This window comes from Saliniramus fredricksonii (genome assembly GCF_900094735.1).
Taxonomy (GTDB): Bacteria; Pseudomonadota; Alphaproteobacteria; order Rhizobiales; family Beijerinckiaceae; genus Saliniramus; species Saliniramus fredricksonii.
Genome location: NZ_FMBM01000002.1, coordinates 1,040,749 through 1,055,992, shown reverse-complemented (window position 1 = coordinate 1,055,992; position 15,244 = coordinate 1,040,749). Strand labels below are relative to the sequence as shown.

The window sequence follows — 15,244 nt, the reverse complement described above, 5'->3', positions numbered from 1 at the left end:
AAGACTCGACATGCATCCGCCCTGCGGAAATCCGATGCAACTTCGCGCCCGCAGGCGCGTTACCTGTCGAGAATACCGAACCGAGAAAGCCTGAGGAGGCCCGTCATGACGCAGCGCGATCCCGGGCAGCGGCCCACGGAGCATGATCCGAACGCACCCCATCGCAACCCGAACCTGATGCAGCCGGGTCACGATCCCGATCAGATCGACCAGCGCCCGAAACCCGCGCGCCGCACATCCTCGCTCTGGATCTGGGTGCTCATCGGCGCGGTTGTGCTGATCGGCCTGATCAGCCTGTTGACCTTCGGCACCACGGAGGTCGGACAGGCGCCGACAGCAACGCTACCGCAGGGCGAGCCGACAATCGACGCGCAGTAGACCAGTTCAGGATTTGGCGCGATCACGCAACCTGTGCGCAAAATAGGCCAGGCTTGCCCAGATAATGGCGCCGCCGGTGCGCACTTGCAGCAGCATCGGCTGCTCGCCACCAACGGGTGCGATCCAGGGCAGGCCGAGCGCATTGATGCCCCAGGAGACGGGCACCGAGATCAGCAGGGCCGCGATCGCCGCGATGAAGACCTTGGCGAACTGGTCCGCCTTCCAGCCGAGAAACGCGGCAATGGCGATCAACACCGGATCGAAGGCACCGAGCACCCAGACCTGCAGGGCAACCGTGGGCGTCTCCATGGCATCTCTCCGATACGGGGCGCGAGCGAAAGCATCCGGGCGACGCGGCGTCGCCCGGAAAGCACTGCGAAATCAGCCGACGATTTCCATACCGGCGAAGAACTGCGCGATCTCGATCGCGGCATTCTCGGCGGAATCGGAGCCGTGCACGGAATTCTCGCCCACGGAGAGCGCGAACTTCTTGCGGATGGTGCCCTCGGCGGCTTCAGCCGGGTTGGTGGCACCCATCACTTCGCGATGCTTAGCGACGGCGTTCTCGCCTTCCAGTACCTGCACCACGACCGGCGCCGAGGTCATGAATTCGACCAACTCGCCATAGAACGGGCGTTCCTTGTGCACGGCGTAGAATTCCTGCGCCTGGGCAGTGGTCATGAGGATGCGCTTCTGCGCGACGATGCGCAGGCCCGCTTCCTCGAAAACAGCGTTGATGGCGCCGGTCAGGTTGCGCTTGGTCGCGTCGGGCTTGATGATCGAGAAGGTGCGCTCGATGGCCATGGGAGATCCGTTCTTTTTGGAATGGTATAGATGGTGCGGCGCTTATAGCCGGGCAAGCCCCGGCTCTCAAGCATCTTCGGCGACCTTCATGCGCTTTCGCGCGCCTTGAGCCAGGCCGCGATCCCCTCCCCCGCCGCAACGCCGGTGGCGAAGCAGGCCTGGAGCAGATAACCGCCCGTGGGCGCTTCCCAATCCAGCATCTCACCGGCGATGAAGGTCCCCGGGCGCGCCTTGAGCATGAACGCATCATCAATGGCTGGAAACGCCACCCCTCCCGCCGAGGAAATCGCCCGGTCCATCGGGCGCAAACCCGTCACGGTGAGCGGCGCAGCCTTGATCGCCGCAGCGAGTGCTTCCGGCGCGCGCGGCAGATCGACGCCATGCGCCTCGCGCAAAAGGCCGATCGCGACGGGATCGAGGGCAAGCGCCTTGCGCAGACGGTTGCTGAGCGTGTCGCTGCGTTTCGATTCACCGGCCCGCGTCAGTTTCGCCGCGATCTCGTCGACGCTCAGATCGGGCCGCAGATCGGCAACGAGTTGCGCAGCGCCCGCCCCGGCCAGTTGCTCGCGCAACGGCCGGGACAGCGCATAGACGGCCCCGCCTTCGAGCCCGGTTTCGGTGACCACCGCCTCGCCGCGCTGGATCATGTCGCCGCAAGCCAGCGCGATGCGCTTGAGGGGCGCACCGGCAAAGCGTTCACGGAAAGTCTCGCTCCAGCCGATTTCGCAGCCCACATTGGAGGGCGCGAGCGGGCTGATCGCGACGCCTGCCTTGCTCAGCGGCCCGGTCCAGGCGCCATCGGAGCCGAGCCGGGCCCAGGACGCGCCGCCCAGCGCCAGAAGGGTCGCCGCCGGGCGGATGCGTTGTTCTCCCTCCGGCGTCTCGAAGACGAGCCCGTCCGGCCCGTCGAAGCCGATGAAGCGGTGGCGTGTCTTCAGGGTGACGCCCATCCCGGCCAGCCGGGCGAGCCAGGCGCGCGCCAGCGGCGAGGCCTTGAAGCTCTTCGGGAAGACCCGCCCGCTCGACCCGACAAAGGTCGGCTCGCCGAGCGTATCGCTCCAGTCGCGCAAGTGCTGCGGCATGAAGGACGTGATCGCCTTCGCCAGCAGCTCCGGTGTCTCACCATAGCGCGCGAGAAAGGCATGCTGAGGCTCGCTATGCGTCAGATTGAGCCCGCCGCGCCCGGCCAGCAGGAATTTGCGCGCGGGCGAAGGCATGCGCTCAAAGATCACCACAGCATGGCCACGCTCGGCGAGAGCCTGCGCCGCCATCAGTCCTGCCGGGCCGGCGCCGACAATGGCCACGCCCCCGTCGCCAGCCGCTTCCGGGGCAGCGCTCATGCGTCGCGCTCGTAAACCAGATTGAGCCGCGTGCGTGCGATCTCGCGGTAACCCGCCTCCTGGAGCAGACGCGGCAAATCGGTCTGCCAGCGCTCGGTACCATCCTCGATGATGATCATTTGCGGATGCAACACCTGTGGAGCATTGCGCAAGAAGGGCTCGAGGATGATGTCTTCGGCGCCCTCCACATCCAGCTTGAGTGCATCAATGCGCTCGTAGCCCTCCGCCTCGACCAGTTCCTGCAAGGTCGTGGCCGTAACCCTGATCGCGCCGGCCTGGCCGGAACCCACAACCTTCACCGAGGATTCCCCGCTGTTGCGCGGATCGATGAACAGGGTCAACTCGCCCGGCTTGTCGGCGACGGCGCAATCGACAGCCTTGATCGTGGCGCCAGGGTTCTGGCGGATATTGAAGACGAGGCGGTCGAAGATATCGGGTTGCGGCTCGATGGCCAGAATGCGCGCCCGCGCTCCGGCATGCATGGCCACAAACAGCGAATAGGCGCCGATATTGGCTCCGATATCGACGAAAATGAAACCGTCCCGGATTCGCGTTGCGAGGATCTCGCGCTCCAGCGGGTCGAAGAATTGCGGCGTGAAGAGAACGCGTTTCTCGCTGACATTGTTGTAGGGGAACAACCGCATGTTCGCGCCGAAGGTCTCGATGTCGACCGGCGCACCCGCAAGCCTCTTCAGGGCGATTCGGCGCAACAGAAAAGTCATGCGCTTCGACAGCCAGGTATCAGACGCAGCACGCGTCCATCTGATGATGCGCGCCACGGATCCGGAAGGAGAAAATGCGCCGAAGGGTTTGGTCTCTGACATGGATGGAACGACTCGCTCTGGGCGGGCTCCATGGCCGGCCCTGGTATAAGGTACACCATTTGCATTCTCAGCCGCCATTCGCAAGCGCGCGAGAAGCGACGACGCGCTCCCCATATCCCGGCATCGACGCGCATGGTGTGACGTCGCGTGGTTGGCGAAAGCCGAGATTTCGGCCATGGTGCAGTTCGCGCAATACGGCGAGGTTGAAAAGATGAGTGGCGCGCAGACGCATCACGCTGGTGACGCACCCGCACCCCCGCTGCAATTCCGACAACATCCGCTGCGCGGTCGACTGCTGGCGGAAATGCATGCGCGTCCGTTCGCGCCACTCACAGCGCCGCATCGCGTCATCCATCTCGCCTTCATGACCGATGAGGAAGCGGCAGGCCAGGCGCGGGCACGGCTCGCGCAATGGTGCGAAGCGCGCGGCCTGCCCTTGCCTGCCGAGAGCGCACGCCATCATCGCGCGCAATGCTCCGGCGTCGCCCTGCGCTTCGAAAGTCACGGCGAGTTCACCACCTATACCTGGGAATTTCCCGGCAATGGCGGCGGGGGCAGCGGAGCTGATACGCATGAACCCGCCCCGGATCGTCTTGCGCGCGTCATGGACGGATTGCAGGATCTGCAAGACGATGACAACGGCTGCGGCCTCCTGATGGTCGCCGTGGACCTTACCCTGCATGGCGGGTCGGCTGATCTGAAGAGCGTTTTCGGTGAAGCCAATCTCGCCATTGCCGATGTGGAAGGCGGTGCGGCCCGGGTCATCACGGATTTCCGGGCGGACGCGCATGGTTTCGTGCGCATCCTTGTCGAGGATCGCGGGCTCAGCCCAGCCCAGGGCGGCGCATTGGTGCAGCGGCTTCTGGAAATCGAGACCTATCGCACCATGGCGCTGCTCGGCCTGCCCGAAGCGCAGGCCCTCGCGCCGACGATCCGGCGGATCGAGACCACCCTGCCCGGTCTTCTCGAAGAGATGCGCCACAGCAAGGGTTTTACCGACAATCGCCGGCTGCTGGATGCCCTGACCGGTCTCGCCGCTGAACTGGAGAGCGACGCGGCCGCTTCACTGTATCGCTTCGGCGCCACGCGCGCCTATGGCGATCTCGTGCGGCTGCGGCTGGAGGCGATCGCTGAAAAACCCGTCACGGGTTATGATTCCTGGTCATCCTTCCTCGACAGGCGGCTCCAGCCTGCAATACGCACCTGCCTGTCGACCGAGGAGCGCCAGGCCAACCTCTCCCGCAAGCTCTCCCGCGCCGCGCAGCTTCTGCGCGCACGTGTCGATGTCGAGCTGGAGAGCCAGAACAGCAATCTGCTCCAGACCATGAATGCCCGTGCGCGCACGCAATTGCGGCTGCAGCAGACGGTGGAGGGGCTCTCCGTCGCGGCGATCACCTATTACATCAGCGGCCTTCTGCATCGTGGCCTCACGGGTGCACGCGAGGCCGGTTTCGCCGTCGATCCCACCATCGTGACGGCGGCGGCGATTCCGGTCATCCTGATCGCCCTCGCGCTGCTTGTGCGCCGGATCCGGCACACGCATGATGACGGCTCGGGCTGAGACGATCCGCGTCAGACGTTGATCGGGCCGCTATGCTGATGGAAACCCTTCAGGTCGCGGAAGACCGGGGTGTCGTAATTTTCAGGCACCGGGGCCTCGCCGGTGAGCCAGCGGAACAGGTCGCGATCGGGCACCTCGATCAGCGCTTCGTAAATGTCGAGCGCGGCATCGGTCATCTCGCCGATGCGCGCATCCGCGAACTGGCCCATCAGCAGATCCATCTCGCGGATGCCGCGATGCCAGGAGCGGAACAGGATGCGACGACGACGCACGTCGAGATCGGCGCTGGAGCGGGTGGTGCCGGTCATGAGGCAGTCTCCTTGGATCGCGCGGGTGGCGCCACGCATGCGTTTGGACGGAAACCCTGCGCGCGCCTTTTGGGCGAAATCGCGCGAAGGCCTCGCCGGGTTCGGTCTGACGGGGTATATAGCTTGCCTGCGTGCGAAAACCAGCCATTCCGAGCGAGCGCCGATCCACAGATGTCCCTGCGTCCCGCCATACTCGACCCCTATTTCGCCCCGGCAACGAGCGTGCCGGGCGTCGGGCCCAAGATCGCGCCCCTGATCGACCGGCTCGTCGGTGCGCAAGGCCAGCCGGCGCGGATCGTCGATCTGCTCTTTCACATCCCCACCGGCGGGATCGACCGGCGGCTGCGCGGCTCGATTGCCGAGGCCCCGTCGGCGAGCAGGTGACGCTCGCCGTCACCGTGGTCGATCACCAGCCGGGCCCGCTCAATCGCTCGAAAGCCCCGTATCGCGTCGTCGTCGAGGATGCGACCGGCGATATCGCCCTGATCTTCTTCAACATGCCCCGCCAGCGCATCCAGGGCCTGTTGCCGGTGGGCGCACAAAAGATCATCTCGGGCAAGATCGAATTATGGGACGGGCGGCGCCAGATGGTGCATCCCGATCGCATCCTCGATGCCCGAGAGGCCGACAAGCTGCCCAGCGTCGAACCCGTCTACGGCCAGACCGAGGGCCTGACCTCGCGGTTGATCGCGCGCTTTACCAATGCCGCGCTGGAGCGGGTTCCCGAGCTCCCCGAATGGCAGGATTTGGCCTGGATGCAGCGCAACGCCTTCCCGCCCTTTCGCGAGGCGCTCGCCGCGCTCCACCGCCCGCCCGACGCCGAGGCGGCGAAGGCCGAGGCGCTGGAGCGCAATCCGGCGCGGCGGCGGCTCGCCTATGACGAGCTCCTCGCCTCCCAGCTCGCCCTCGCCATCGTGCGCTCGCGCATGCGCCGCAAGCCTGGACGCACCAATGCGGGTGACGGGCGCCTGGTCGAGGCCTTCACGCAGGCCCTGCCCTTCCCGCTGACGGGGGCGCAGGCGCGGACCGTCAGCGAGATCCGCGAGGACATGGTCTGCGACAAGCGCATGCTGCGCCTCCTCCAGGGCGATGTCGGCGCCGGCAAGACCGTCGTGGGCCTGCTCGCCATGGCGAGTGCCATCGAGGCCGGACGGCAGGCGGCGATGATGGCGCCGACGGAGATCCTCGCGCGCCAGCATTATGAACGCCTCAAACCCATGGTCGAGGCGCAGGGCCTGCGCATCGCCCTCACCACCGGGCGCGACAAGGCGAGCGCACGCCGCGCCGTGCTCGAAGCGCTCGCCGCCGGCAGCATCGACATCGTCATCGGCACGCATGCGCTGTTTCAGGAGAACGTCATCTTCAAGGATCTCGGCCTCGCCGTGGTCGACGAACAGCACCGTTTCGGCGTGCATCAGCGCCTGGCGCTCGGCGCCAAGGGCGAGGCGGTGGATGTGCTCGTCATGACGGCAACGCCGATCCCGCGCACGCTGGCGCTGGCCCATTTCGGCGATATGGACATCTCCGTCCTCGACGAGAAACCGGCCGGGCGCAAACCCATCGCCACCAAGCTGATCTCGCTCGAACGCCTGGGCGAAGTCGTCGGCAGCATCGGGCGGGCGCTGGATGGCGGCGCGCGGGTCTACTGGGTCTGCCCGCTGGTCGGCGAATCCGAGGCGCTCGACCTCGCGGCCGCCGAGGAGCGTGCGGAGGATCTGCGGCGCATCTACGGCGAGGCGGTCGGCCTCGTCCACGGCAAACTGTCCGGGCCGGAGAAAGACGCGGCGATGGAGCGTTTCATCGCCGGCGAGACGAAGATCCTGGTCTCCACCACGGTGATCGAGGTCGGGGTCGACGTGCCGCAAGCCACGATCATGGTGATCGAGCATGCCGAGCGCTTCGGCCTCGCCCAGTTGCATCAGCTGCGCGGGCGCATCGGGCGCGGCGCCGACGCCTCGACCTGCCTGCTGCTCTATAAAGGCCCGCTCGGCGAGACGGCCAAGGCGCGCCTCGAGATCATGCGCGAAACGGAGGACGGATTCCGCATCGCCGAGGAGGATCTGCGCCTGCGCGGCGAGGGCGAGATGCTGGGCTCGCGCCAGTCCGGCCTGCCCGGATTCAGGCTCGCGCGCCTCGAAACCGACGGCGACCTGCTCGCCGTCGCCCGCGACGAGGCCCGCCTCATCATGGAACGCGACCGCGAGCTCGAAGGCAACCGCAGCGACGCCCTGCGCGCCCTGCTCTACCTGTTTGAGCGCGATGCCGGCGTCCGGCTGCTGCGGGCGGGGTGAGTGCCTCGGCCTTCGCAACGCCCCGCGTTACCGCCCCTCGGCCTCGCGCCAGCCGACGACCGCCTCGGGACGCGCGTCGATGCTGGCAAAATACGGCTTGATATCGACGAGTGGCGTGCCGTCGAGACAATCGAGGCCACGCACGCGCAAGGTATTGCCCTCCATGGATTCGAGCCGCGCCACCGACAGCGCGATCGGATTGGGCCGCGCCGGGCTGCGCAGCGCGAAGACACCGCGGCCAGTGCTGTAATGGCGCGGACGCTGGAGGACGATATCGCGGCGCGCCGCGTTCATGAAATAGAGCACGATCACATGCGAGCAGGTCTCCAGATCCTTCAGCCCCGCCGCGTAACGCGGATCAAGCCGGATCGTGCAGATCGCATCCGATTCGCCCGGATTCTTGGGGCAATCGGCGCGGCTCTTCCAGGGCGTCCCGATCTCCCCGATGAAATAGATCCCGGCATCGAACGTCTCGGGCAGATCGACTGCCACCTCACCCTCGCGCAGGCCATACTCGTCAGCGCTCACATCTCACCTCATCGCCCATGACATGTCATGGCGAGGATAGAGCCCCGCGCAGCGTTTGACGAGAGTGGGTAGCGGTTGCCGCATGCACGCGTTGACAATCCCGAACGCTGCTTCACTCTGCGCGCAATGATGAAGCGAGGCGGATCATGATTGCAGACGGATCGTCACAAGCACGCAACCGGGCGCGTATCCTGCAAGGCGCGGGCACGGAACCCGCCGATGCGGTGATTCGCAATGTCCGCCTGTTCGATCTGGTCACCGGCGATCTGACCGAGACCGACATCGCCATTTGCGGCGATACGATCGTGGCAACCTATGGCCGGTTCGAGGGCGAGACATTGTTCGACGCGCAGGGGCTGATCGCCGTGCCCGGCTTTATCGATACGCATCTGCATGTCGAATCCTCGCTGGTGACGCCGCTCGAATTCGACCGCTGCGTGCTCCCGCACGGGGTCACCACGGCGATCTGCGATCCGCACGAGATGGCCAATGTGCTGGGCACCGATGCCTTCGATTACTTCCTCGCCTGCGCCGATCGCACCATCATGGATCTGCGGGTGCAGCTTTCGAGTTGCGTCCCCGCCACCGATCTCGAAACCGCCGGCGCAGCGATCGACGCCGCAGCGCTCGCGCGCTATCGCGATGCGCCCAAGGTGATCGGGCTCGCCGAATTCATGAATTTTCCCGGTATCATCAACGCGGATCCCGCCTGTCTCGACAAGCTCGACGTCTTCGCCGGGCGCCATGTCGATGGGCATGCGCCGCTCCTGCGCGGGGACGGGCTCAACGCCTATATCGCAGCCGGCATCCGCACCGAGCATGAAGCGACCAGCGCCGAGGAAGCGCTGGAGAAGATCCGCAAGGGCATGACCGTGCTGATCCGCGAGGGCTCCGTTTCCAAGGATCTGCACGCGCTCGCCCCGCTGCTCGACGTGGCGACGAGCCCGTTTCTCGCCTTCTGCACCGATGACCGCAATCCCCTCGACATCGCCGAGGAAGGCCATCTCGACCATCTGATCCGCACCGCGATCGCGCTGGGCTGCCCGCCGCTCGCGGTCTACCGCGCCGCCTCGCTCACCGCCGCGCGCGCCTTCGGGCTGAACGATCGCGGCATGATCGCGCCGGGGCGACGCGCCGATATCGTGCTGATCGGCGATCTCGCGCGTTGCGATGTGCGGGAAGTCTTCAGCGCCGGGCGGCGTGTCGATGACGCGCTTTTCGCCACCCGCGAAGCGGTCGCGCCGATCGGGCTGTCGAGCATGAAGGCGCAGCCCGTCAGCGCGGATGATTTCATCGCCCCGGCGCAATCGGCGGAGCAGCCGGTGATCGGCGTGATCCCGGGCCAGATCATCACGCAGCACCTCGAGGCCACGCTGCCGCTCAATGACGGCATTCTCGACATCGATACGGACCAGGACATCGTGCGCGTCTGCGTGGTCGAGCGCCATGGGCGGAACGGCAATATCGGGCGCGGCTTCGTCAAGGGCTTCGGCATGAAGCGTGGCGCCATCGCCTCCTCCGTCGGCCATGACAGCCATAATATTACGGTGGTGGGCGCTGATACGCGCGATATGGCGCTGGCGGTCAATCGCCTGGGCGAGATTGGCGGCGGCTTCGTCGTGGCCTGCGATGGCGCGGTGCGGGCCGAGCTCGCGCTGCCCGTGGCCGGGCTGATGAGCGATCTGCCTTTCGAGCAGGTCCGCGACGCGCTGGTCCCGCTGCGCGAGGCGGCGCGCGCTCTCGGCGTGACCCTGGCCGAGCCCTTCCTGCAGGTCGCCTTCCTGCCGCTGCCGGTGATCCCGCATCTCAAGATTTCGGATCGCGGGCTCGTCGATGTCGACCGCTTCGCGCTGATCTGATCCGGCGCTCAACCCGCAAGCGTCAGATCCGCCAGACGGGCGCGGTTGATCCCGTCGACATCGTCGGAATCCGAGGCGACGGCGAGGCCGACGAGGATGCCAGGCGCCTGCCCGAAGGCGCGTTGATAATCGCCTTCGAGATCGACATTCTCGCTCTGCCATTGCCCGGTCGGCGTGCTTGCCGGGCGCTGGATCAGATAGACGCCCCGCCCGCGCGTATAGGGGTTGGGCACGATGGTGCCGCGCGGCTCGCCCCCGCCCCAGACATAGACGAGCAACTGGCCGCTCCCGGAAAGCAGCAGCCGGCGCAGGCTGGTGCGCCCGGCGGCGGCGGAGGCGCGCGCTTTCCGGGGCAAAGGCGAAATAGAGCGCGATCGCCCGGTCATCACCGCCGCGCCGCGACAGATCGGTGGCCGGCACGCCCTCATCCACCCGCCAGCGCCATGATGCGCCCCGCGCATCGAAAGCGGGCTCTGGCAGCGCGCGATGGATCAGCGACGAGCTCCCCCGCGCCTCGATGGCGAGCTCACGATCCCCCGCACCCGCGTAATCGGTCGCGGAGATGCGCCGGAAGGTCATATGTTCCCAACTCGCCCGCGCGAGATCGGGTCCGAAGGGAACCGCGAGCGCCGCACCCTGAGCATAAGCGAAGCCCGGAATGGCAGCGGAGGCGCAAAACACGCCGGTCGCCGCGATGAATCCGCGACGCGTGGGTAACGACAGGCTCATGCGATCTCCCATTCATGCAATGGCGCACAGACTAACCCAACCGCCGGCAGATGCCGCTCACGATTACGCTAGCCCGGACGGAGGCTCGAACGGCTCCTGAAGGCCGCGCCAGAACTCCCCTCTCCCGCCGTGGAGAGGGGTTGGGGGTGAGGGGCGCATCAGAATCAAGCGAGGCGGTGATGAAGGCGCGGACGTCATCAATGGCGGAGAACAATCGTCACCCCTGGCCCCTTGCAAGGCCGCCCGACGGCGCCTATCGCTAGCCGGAGATCCTGAAACTGCCGACAAGTTGCCATGTCCCTGCCCAGTCCGGAAAGTTCCTTCGCCACCAAGGTCTTCCCCTCGCCCAATCACGGAGAGCGCAGGCCTGACGCGCGCGATGGCGGAGCGGGGATGCCTGCGCCCTGCGACATGCTGATCCTGCATTATACCGGCATGCCCGATAGCGGCGAGGCGCTGCAATGGCTGTGCAATCCGATCGCGCAGGTCTCGGCACATTACTTCGTCTTCGAGGATGGCCGCGTGCTCCAGCTTGTCCCCGAGAGCCGCCGCGCCTGGCATGCGGGGGAAGCCGCCTGGCAGACGTCCACGGATATCAATTCCCGCTCGATCGGCATCGAGATCGCCAATCCCGGCCATGATGGCGGGTTGCCGCCCTTCCCCGAGGCGCAGATCGACGCGGTAATCGCGCTGTCCCGCGATATCTGTACACGTTGGCGCATTCCACCGCAGAACGTGCTGGCCCATTCCGACGTGGCGCCGATGCGCAAGCAGGACCCGGGCGAGCTGTTTCCCTGGGCGCGCCTGCATGAAGCGGGTGTCGGGCATTTCGTCGCACCGGAGCCGATCATCGACGGGCGCTATTTCGCACAGGGCGAGCAAGGCCAGCCAATCGAAGCGCTGCAGGCGATGTTCGCCATGTATGGCTATCCGCTTGCGATCGACGGCGAATTCGGACCGCACACCCATGCCGTCGTCACCGCCTTCCAGCGCCATTTCCGGCCCGGGCGCGTCGACGGCGTCGCCGATGCCTCGACCATCACCACCCTGCGCAACCTCATCCGCGCCCGTCCGGGAGTCCCCTCATGACCCGCGAAACCATCGCCCTGACACCGCAGCCACCCACAGCCGAAGCCTTCGCGCCCTACGGCACGATGCTGGGCCGCGCGATCGATTTCGCCGATGCGCCCCCCGAGCGCCTGTCATGGCACGAGCCCGCGACAGATTTTCGCCACGAGCATGATTTCGACACCGCTGGCGGTGTGCCGGAATTCATCTGGGTGCGCTATCGCAATCCCGGCCCGGAGATCGCGCGCCTCGAAATGCACCTGTTCACCGAGCAGGCCGTGGTGCCGCTGACCGGCGCGCCGATCATCCACATCGTCGGGCGCAGCCTTGCGGATAACCCGGATCAACCCGATCCGGACAGCCTCACCGCCTTCTGCGTACCCGCCGGAACCGGCCTGTGCATGGCACCGGGAATCTGGCATGCGAGCCTTGCACCCAATGGCGAGGCGATCTGCCTGATGCTCACGCGACGCTCGACGCAAGAGGATCTCGTCGGCCACCTCATGCATGGCAGCGACGCCCGTGAGAGCCGCATCGTGACGCTGGCTGATCTGGGCTGGCCGACACTCCGCATCGCCGGCTGACCCCGCCTCATACGGAAGCGCCGTCATAAGCGGGATCCGCCGCGCCGGCACAGCCGGCAGCGTCGCGCTCCACCGCCTGGACGATTCCCAGATGCCGGCGATGATCGCGTGGGCTCGTCACGATCGTATAGCCACGCGCGCGCAGACGATCAGCCGCAGGATGCCCCTCATGCAGGCGCAGGGCGCCGCCGAGCCAGTTGCAGCGCGGCGCCTCTACCGCCTCGCGCAGGCGGAGCCCGCGCATCAGCCGCCCGACCAGGACCTGCATCACCGCGCCGGGTATCCGCTCGCTCCCAGCCGCACCGATGGCGAGACGCAGACCGCCCGCCCCGGTCACGAGGCACGGCGTCATTTCGGTCACGTCGCGCGCGCCCGCGCGCGGATCGCTCGCCATGCGATAGGAATGGGCAAAGAGCACCCCATGCACGGGATCGGCGATGCCGGCGCCGAAATGCGGGCCGATCGAACCCGTCAGCGCGACCATGTCGCCCGCCGCGTCGATCACGCTCAGATGCGTCGTATCGCGATCGGCGCGTATGCCCGGCGCGCCGAAAGCCACGACGAGGCGCGCACCGGTATCGCAGGCACGCGCCTGTTTCCGGATCAGCGTCGCGCGCGCCTGCGCGAAAGCCGGATCGCACAGCATCTCCAGCGGCATGCCGAACGGCTTGGGCGTGAGTGTGCCGATTTCCTGCGGGCGATCAGCCAGGGCGCAGAGCACCGTCAGCGCGATGTGCTCGGCGAAATCGGGATCACCAGGGTCGAACCCGCCGGCCTCGATGATGGCGGCCATCTGCACGAGCGTATGCCCCCAGCCCTGCCGCCCGATCGTGGTGAGCGCATGCCCGGCGAGGGTGCCATGCAGGATTTCGCCGTCGCCGGTCGCATCCTGCGCGAGATCCTCGGCAGTGACGAACCCGCCGGATGCCGCGATGCGCCGGGCCAGGGCCTCCCGCTCGGCGCGATCATGTCCGAGCGCGAGCAGATCATGCGACAGGGCGCGCAGGAGCCGCGCCAGGGCCGGATGCCGGAAATGCTCTCCCGGACCATAGGGCGTCCCGTCCGCCTTCAGATAGAAAAGTCGCGCACCGGGATCAGCGGCGAGCGCACCGCCCTTTTCCTGCCAGATCGCCCCGAGCGCGGGCGGGATCACAAAGCCCTCCTCCGCCAGCCGATACGCCGGCGCGACGATGTCCGCGAGCGCGATCCGGCCCTGCCGACGATGCGCCCGATCAAGCGCTGGCAACAGGCCGGGGACGGGGGTGGCGGCAAAACCGGTTCGCGTCTTGTCGGCTTGCACTTCGGGGAGGACCATCGGCGCGCAGGTGGTGCCATCGATCGCCCAGAAGCGCTCGCCGGTGAGACCGAGTATCTGGCAGCGACCGAACAGACTGAGATTGATCGGATCGGCGACAGCCAGCGCCAGAACCGTCGCGATCGCCGCATCCACCGCATTGCCACCGGCATCAAGTACGTCGCGCCCCGCCCGCGCCGCGTGAGGCGACGACGCCGCGACCATGCCGGCCCCGCACCCGCCACGCTCTTCATTCTCGCTCATGCGCTTGGCCGCCTGTCAGGAAACAATGGGATCGTCCGATCAGGCTTTGTCGGTACAGAAGGTGATCGCGGCGTGAAAGACGAAAACACGCGCAAAAACCTGCGCGACATACCGTAGCTAGCCCCGCCCCGATCTCCCTGCCTCAGGGACCGGTCTGCCATGGCGGCCTGTCGAGCAACGCGGTGAATGCCTCTACGGAAACCGGGCGCGAAAAATAATAACCTTGCAGGAAATGGCAGCCGAAGGCGCGCAGTGTCTGCGCCTGTTCGGCGGTCTCGACACCCTCCGCCGTCACCCTGATTCCGAGCGCCCGCGCCATCGCCGTCGTGGCCTGGATGATTGCGACGGAGGGCGCTTCGTCAATGGCCTCAATGAACGACTTGTCGATCTTGATCGTGTCAATGGGCAGTTTCGCGAGATAGCTCAGGCTGGAATAGCCCGTCCCGAAATCGTCGATGGCGACGCGTATTCCGGCTTCCCGCAAAGCGTTGAAATTCGATCGTGCACGCTCGAAATCATCAATGATGGCCGTCTCGATCACTTCGATCGCGAGACGCTCGGGCGAGAGCCCGGCGGCGGTGAGAGCCTCGAGCGTACCGATGGAGAAGCCGGAGCGGGTAACGTGTTCGGCACAGATGTTCACGCCGATACGCAGATGGGGCCAGGCCTGTGCCTCGCGGCAGGCCTTGTCCAGGACCCACCAGTCGAGCGCGGCGCGCTCTTGCGGCGTCGTCAGGCTATCGAGAACCGCCGCCGGCCCTGACAGAATCCCACCGGGTCCGCGCAGACGCAGCAGCGCCTCGGCACCGATTACCGCATGGCTGCGCGCCTCCACCACTGGCTGGTAGACAAGCGCCAGATCCTGGGTCAGAAACGGTCCGATACGGTCGCGCATTGTCGCCAAATCATTCGTCCATGGCCATCGAAGCCAGCGCATTGCGCAAGCCGGACCGGATGATAGCATCTCGCTCGCTGAGCGAAGTATCATGAATAGCATGATCCGGCAGCTTTATGCGATAGCAATCCACCAGATTTGTTCTGTTCAATGCAATGATGGGAAGGCTGATTTTTCACCCGTTCAGAGCAACTGAATGCATTCACCTGCACAAAAACCCACCCATAAAAGGCCATATATCAGTAAATATCCGAATATGTTCGCGTAGTCGACCGTCGCTGCTCACCCAACGACACAAACCGAGTCATCAATTCGCAGCGCCATGAGCTTGCAGATCGGCACTACAGGCCTTGGGAGCAGCAGGCCCGTTCCGGATCTGAAAAGCTGCATTGCCGTCAAGACGATGCGATCGCACAAAGAAACAGCAATTGCGCAAATGGCAAGTACTGTGTCGACTTATCGTGCATGCAGGTCTTTTCTGCGACATTGCAACGCGCGGGGAAGCTGAAGAGCAGTT

Annotated in this window: 15 protein-coding genes and 2 pseudogenes; 6 read left to right on the top strand and 11 right to left on the bottom strand. The window is 66.1% G+C overall.

The features are described from left to right. Nucleotides 1–105: 105 nt before the first annotated feature. Complete coding sequence (locus GA0071312_RS11465; RefSeq protein ID WP_074445080.1) at nt 106–378, top strand: hypothetical protein; 273 nt, start codon at nt 106–108, stop codon at nt 376–378. A 6-nt stretch (nt 379–384) separates the two neighbouring features. On the opposite strand, the gene GA0071312_RS11460 is transcribed toward GA0071312_RS11465, so the two are convergent. From GA0071312_RS11460 to GA0071312_RS19985, 5 genes are all read right to left on the bottom strand, one after another. Further along, nucleotides 385–687 carry a hypothetical protein gene (locus GA0071312_RS11460; RefSeq protein WP_074445079.1) on the bottom strand — a complete coding sequence of 101 codons (303 nt, stop codon included), beginning with the start codon at nt 685–687 and terminating at the stop codon, nt 385–387. Between the two features lie 72 nt (nt 688–759). Continuing rightward, nucleotides 760–1,182: a nucleoside-diphosphate kinase gene (gene ndk, locus GA0071312_RS11455; protein WP_074445078.1), complete on the bottom strand. Its 423-nt coding sequence runs from the start codon at nt 1,180–1,182 to the stop codon at nt 760–762. A gap of 86 nt (nt 1,183–1,268) precedes the next feature. After that, on the bottom strand, nt 1,269–2,522 hold the full coding sequence (locus GA0071312_RS11450) for a TIGR03862 family flavoprotein (protein WP_074445077.1): 1,254 nt from the start codon (nt 2,520–2,522) through the stop codon (nt 1,269–1,271). Then, entirely contained in the window at nt 2,519–3,346 is an 828-nt protein-coding gene (locus GA0071312_RS11445; RefSeq protein ID WP_074445076.1) for an FkbM family methyltransferase, read from the bottom strand. The genes GA0071312_RS11450 and GA0071312_RS11445 overlap by 4 nt, the downstream gene beginning before the upstream one ends. A gap of 67 nt (nt 3,347–3,413) precedes the next feature. Then, complete coding sequence (locus GA0071312_RS19985) at nt 3,414–3,701, bottom strand: hypothetical protein (RefSeq protein ID WP_165603971.1); 288 nt, start codon at nt 3,699–3,701, stop codon at nt 3,414–3,416. On the opposite strand from GA0071312_RS19985, the gene GA0071312_RS11440 reads away from it, so the two are divergent. Continuing rightward, nucleotides 3,651–4,907, top strand: a complete 1,257-nt coding sequence (locus tag GA0071312_RS11440) for a DUF3422 family protein (RefSeq protein WP_238947298.1) — start codon at nt 3,651–3,653, stop codon at nt 4,905–4,907. The genes GA0071312_RS19985 and GA0071312_RS11440 overlap by 51 nt on opposite strands. Before the next feature lie 11 nt (nt 4,908–4,918). Here the strand turns inward: GA0071312_RS11440 and GA0071312_RS11435 are convergent, their stop codons facing one another. Beyond that, nucleotides 4,919–5,215 (bottom strand): FAD assembly factor SdhE, encoded by a 297-nt coding sequence (locus GA0071312_RS11435; RefSeq protein ID WP_074445075.1) that lies wholly within the window; start codon nt 5,213–5,215, stop codon nt 4,919–4,921. A 171-nt stretch (nt 5,216–5,386) separates the two neighbouring features. On the opposite strand from GA0071312_RS11435, the pseudogene recG reads away from it, so the two are divergent. Further along, a pseudogene (gene recG / locus GA0071312_RS11430) lies at nt 5,387–7,506 on the top strand (ATP-dependent DNA helicase RecG). Nucleotides 7,507–7,533: 27 nt separating this feature from the next. Here the strand turns inward: recG and tsaA are convergent. Next, nucleotides 7,534–8,034, bottom strand: coding sequence for a tRNA (N6-threonylcarbamoyladenosine(37)-N6)-methyltransferase TrmO (gene tsaA / locus GA0071312_RS11425; RefSeq protein WP_074445074.1), 501 nt, complete (start codon nt 8,032–8,034; stop codon nt 7,534–7,536). 146 nt (nt 8,035–8,180) lie between these two features. Between tsaA and ade the strand changes: the two genes are divergently transcribed. Next, the gene (gene ade / locus GA0071312_RS11420) at nt 8,181–9,893 is read left to right on the top strand and encodes an adenine deaminase (protein WP_074445073.1); all 1,713 of its coding nucleotides are present in this window, start codon (nt 8,181–8,183) and stop codon (nt 9,891–9,893) included. Nucleotides 9,894–9,901: 8 nt separating this feature from the next. On the opposite strand, the gene GA0071312_RS11415 is transcribed toward ade, so the two are convergent. Next, complete coding sequence (locus GA0071312_RS11415; protein WP_165604019.1) at nt 9,902–10,279, bottom strand: DUF3047 domain-containing protein; 378 nt, start codon at nt 10,277–10,279, stop codon at nt 9,902–9,904. Continuing rightward, a pseudogene (locus GA0071312_RS20590) lies at nt 10,263–10,472 on the bottom strand (DUF3047 domain-containing protein); the annotation flags it as partial. The gene GA0071312_RS11415 and the pseudogene GA0071312_RS20590, both read right to left, overlap by 17 nt. Nucleotides 10,473–10,916: 444 nt before the next feature. On the opposite strand from GA0071312_RS20590, the gene GA0071312_RS11405 reads away from it, so the two are divergent. Both GA0071312_RS11405 and GA0071312_RS11400 read left to right on the top strand, forming a co-directional pair. After that, nucleotides 10,917–11,711 (top strand): N-acetylmuramoyl-L-alanine amidase, encoded by a 795-nt coding sequence (locus GA0071312_RS11405; protein ID WP_074445071.1) that lies wholly within the window; start codon nt 10,917–10,919, stop codon nt 11,709–11,711. Then, nucleotides 11,708–12,274, top strand: a complete 567-nt coding sequence (locus tag GA0071312_RS11400) for an ureidoglycolate lyase (protein ID WP_074445070.1) — start codon at nt 11,708–11,710, stop codon at nt 12,272–12,274. The genes GA0071312_RS11405 and GA0071312_RS11400 overlap by 4 nt, the downstream gene beginning before the upstream one ends. A 7-nt stretch (nt 12,275–12,281) precedes the next feature. Here GA0071312_RS11400 and GA0071312_RS11395 read toward each other — a convergent pair whose 3' ends face one another. After that, nucleotides 12,282–13,832, bottom strand: a complete 1,551-nt coding sequence (locus GA0071312_RS11395; protein WP_074445069.1) for a gamma-glutamyltransferase — start codon at nt 13,830–13,832, stop codon at nt 12,282–12,284. A gap of 142 nt (nt 13,833–13,974) precedes the next feature. After that, nucleotides 13,975–14,727: an EAL domain-containing protein gene (locus GA0071312_RS11390; protein WP_074445068.1), complete on the bottom strand. Its 753-nt coding sequence runs from the start codon at nt 14,725–14,727 to the stop codon at nt 13,975–13,977. Nucleotides 14,728–15,244: the final 517 nt, after the last annotated feature.

Bases quoted from the DNA above. Each gene is read 5' to 3' on its own strand.
- GA0071312_RS11465 (WP_074445080.1), top strand. From the start codon at position 106: ATGACGCAGCGCGATCCCGGGCAGCGGCCCACGGAGCATGATCCGAAC.
- GA0071312_RS11460 (WP_074445079.1), bottom strand. From the start codon at position 687: ATGGAGACGCCCACGGTTGCCCTGCAGGTCTGGGTGCTCGGTGCCTTC.
- ndk (WP_074445078.1), bottom strand. From the start codon at position 1,182: ATGGCCATCGAGCGCACCTTCTCGATCATCAAGCCCGACGCGACCAAG.
- GA0071312_RS11450 (WP_074445077.1), bottom strand. From the start codon at position 2,522: ATGAGCGCTGCCCCGGAAGCGGCTGGCGACGGGGGCGTGGCCATTGTC.
- GA0071312_RS11445 (WP_074445076.1), bottom strand. From the start codon at position 3,346: ATGTCAGAGACCAAACCCTTCGGCGCATTTTCTCCTTCCGGATCCGTG.
- GA0071312_RS11440 (WP_238947298.1), top strand. From the start codon at position 3,651: ATGCATGCGCGTCCGTTCGCGCCACTCACAGCGCCGCATCGCGTCATC.
- GA0071312_RS19985 (WP_165603971.1), bottom strand. From the start codon at position 3,701: ATGGATGACGCGATGCGGCGCTGTGAGTGGCGCGAACGGACGCGCATG.
- GA0071312_RS11435 (WP_074445075.1), bottom strand. From the start codon at position 5,215: ATGACCGGCACCACCCGCTCCAGCGCCGATCTCGACGTGCGTCGTCGT.
- ade (WP_074445073.1), top strand. From the start codon at position 8,181: ATGATTGCAGACGGATCGTCACAAGCACGCAACCGGGCGCGTATCCTG.
- GA0071312_RS11415 (WP_165604019.1), bottom strand. From the start codon at position 10,279: ATGACCGGGCGATCGCGCTCTATTTCGCCTTTGCCCCGGAAAGCGCGC.
- GA0071312_RS11405 (WP_074445071.1), top strand. From the start codon at position 10,917: ATGTCCCTGCCCAGTCCGGAAAGTTCCTTCGCCACCAAGGTCTTCCCC.
- GA0071312_RS11400 (WP_074445070.1), top strand. From the start codon at position 11,708: ATGACCCGCGAAACCATCGCCCTGACACCGCAGCCACCCACAGCCGAA.
- GA0071312_RS11395 (WP_074445069.1), bottom strand. From the start codon at position 13,832: ATGAGCGAGAATGAAGAGCGTGGCGGGTGCGGGGCCGGCATGGTCGCG.
- GA0071312_RS11390 (WP_074445068.1), bottom strand. From the start codon at position 14,727: ATGCGCGACCGTATCGGACCGTTTCTGACCCAGGATCTGGCGCTTGTC.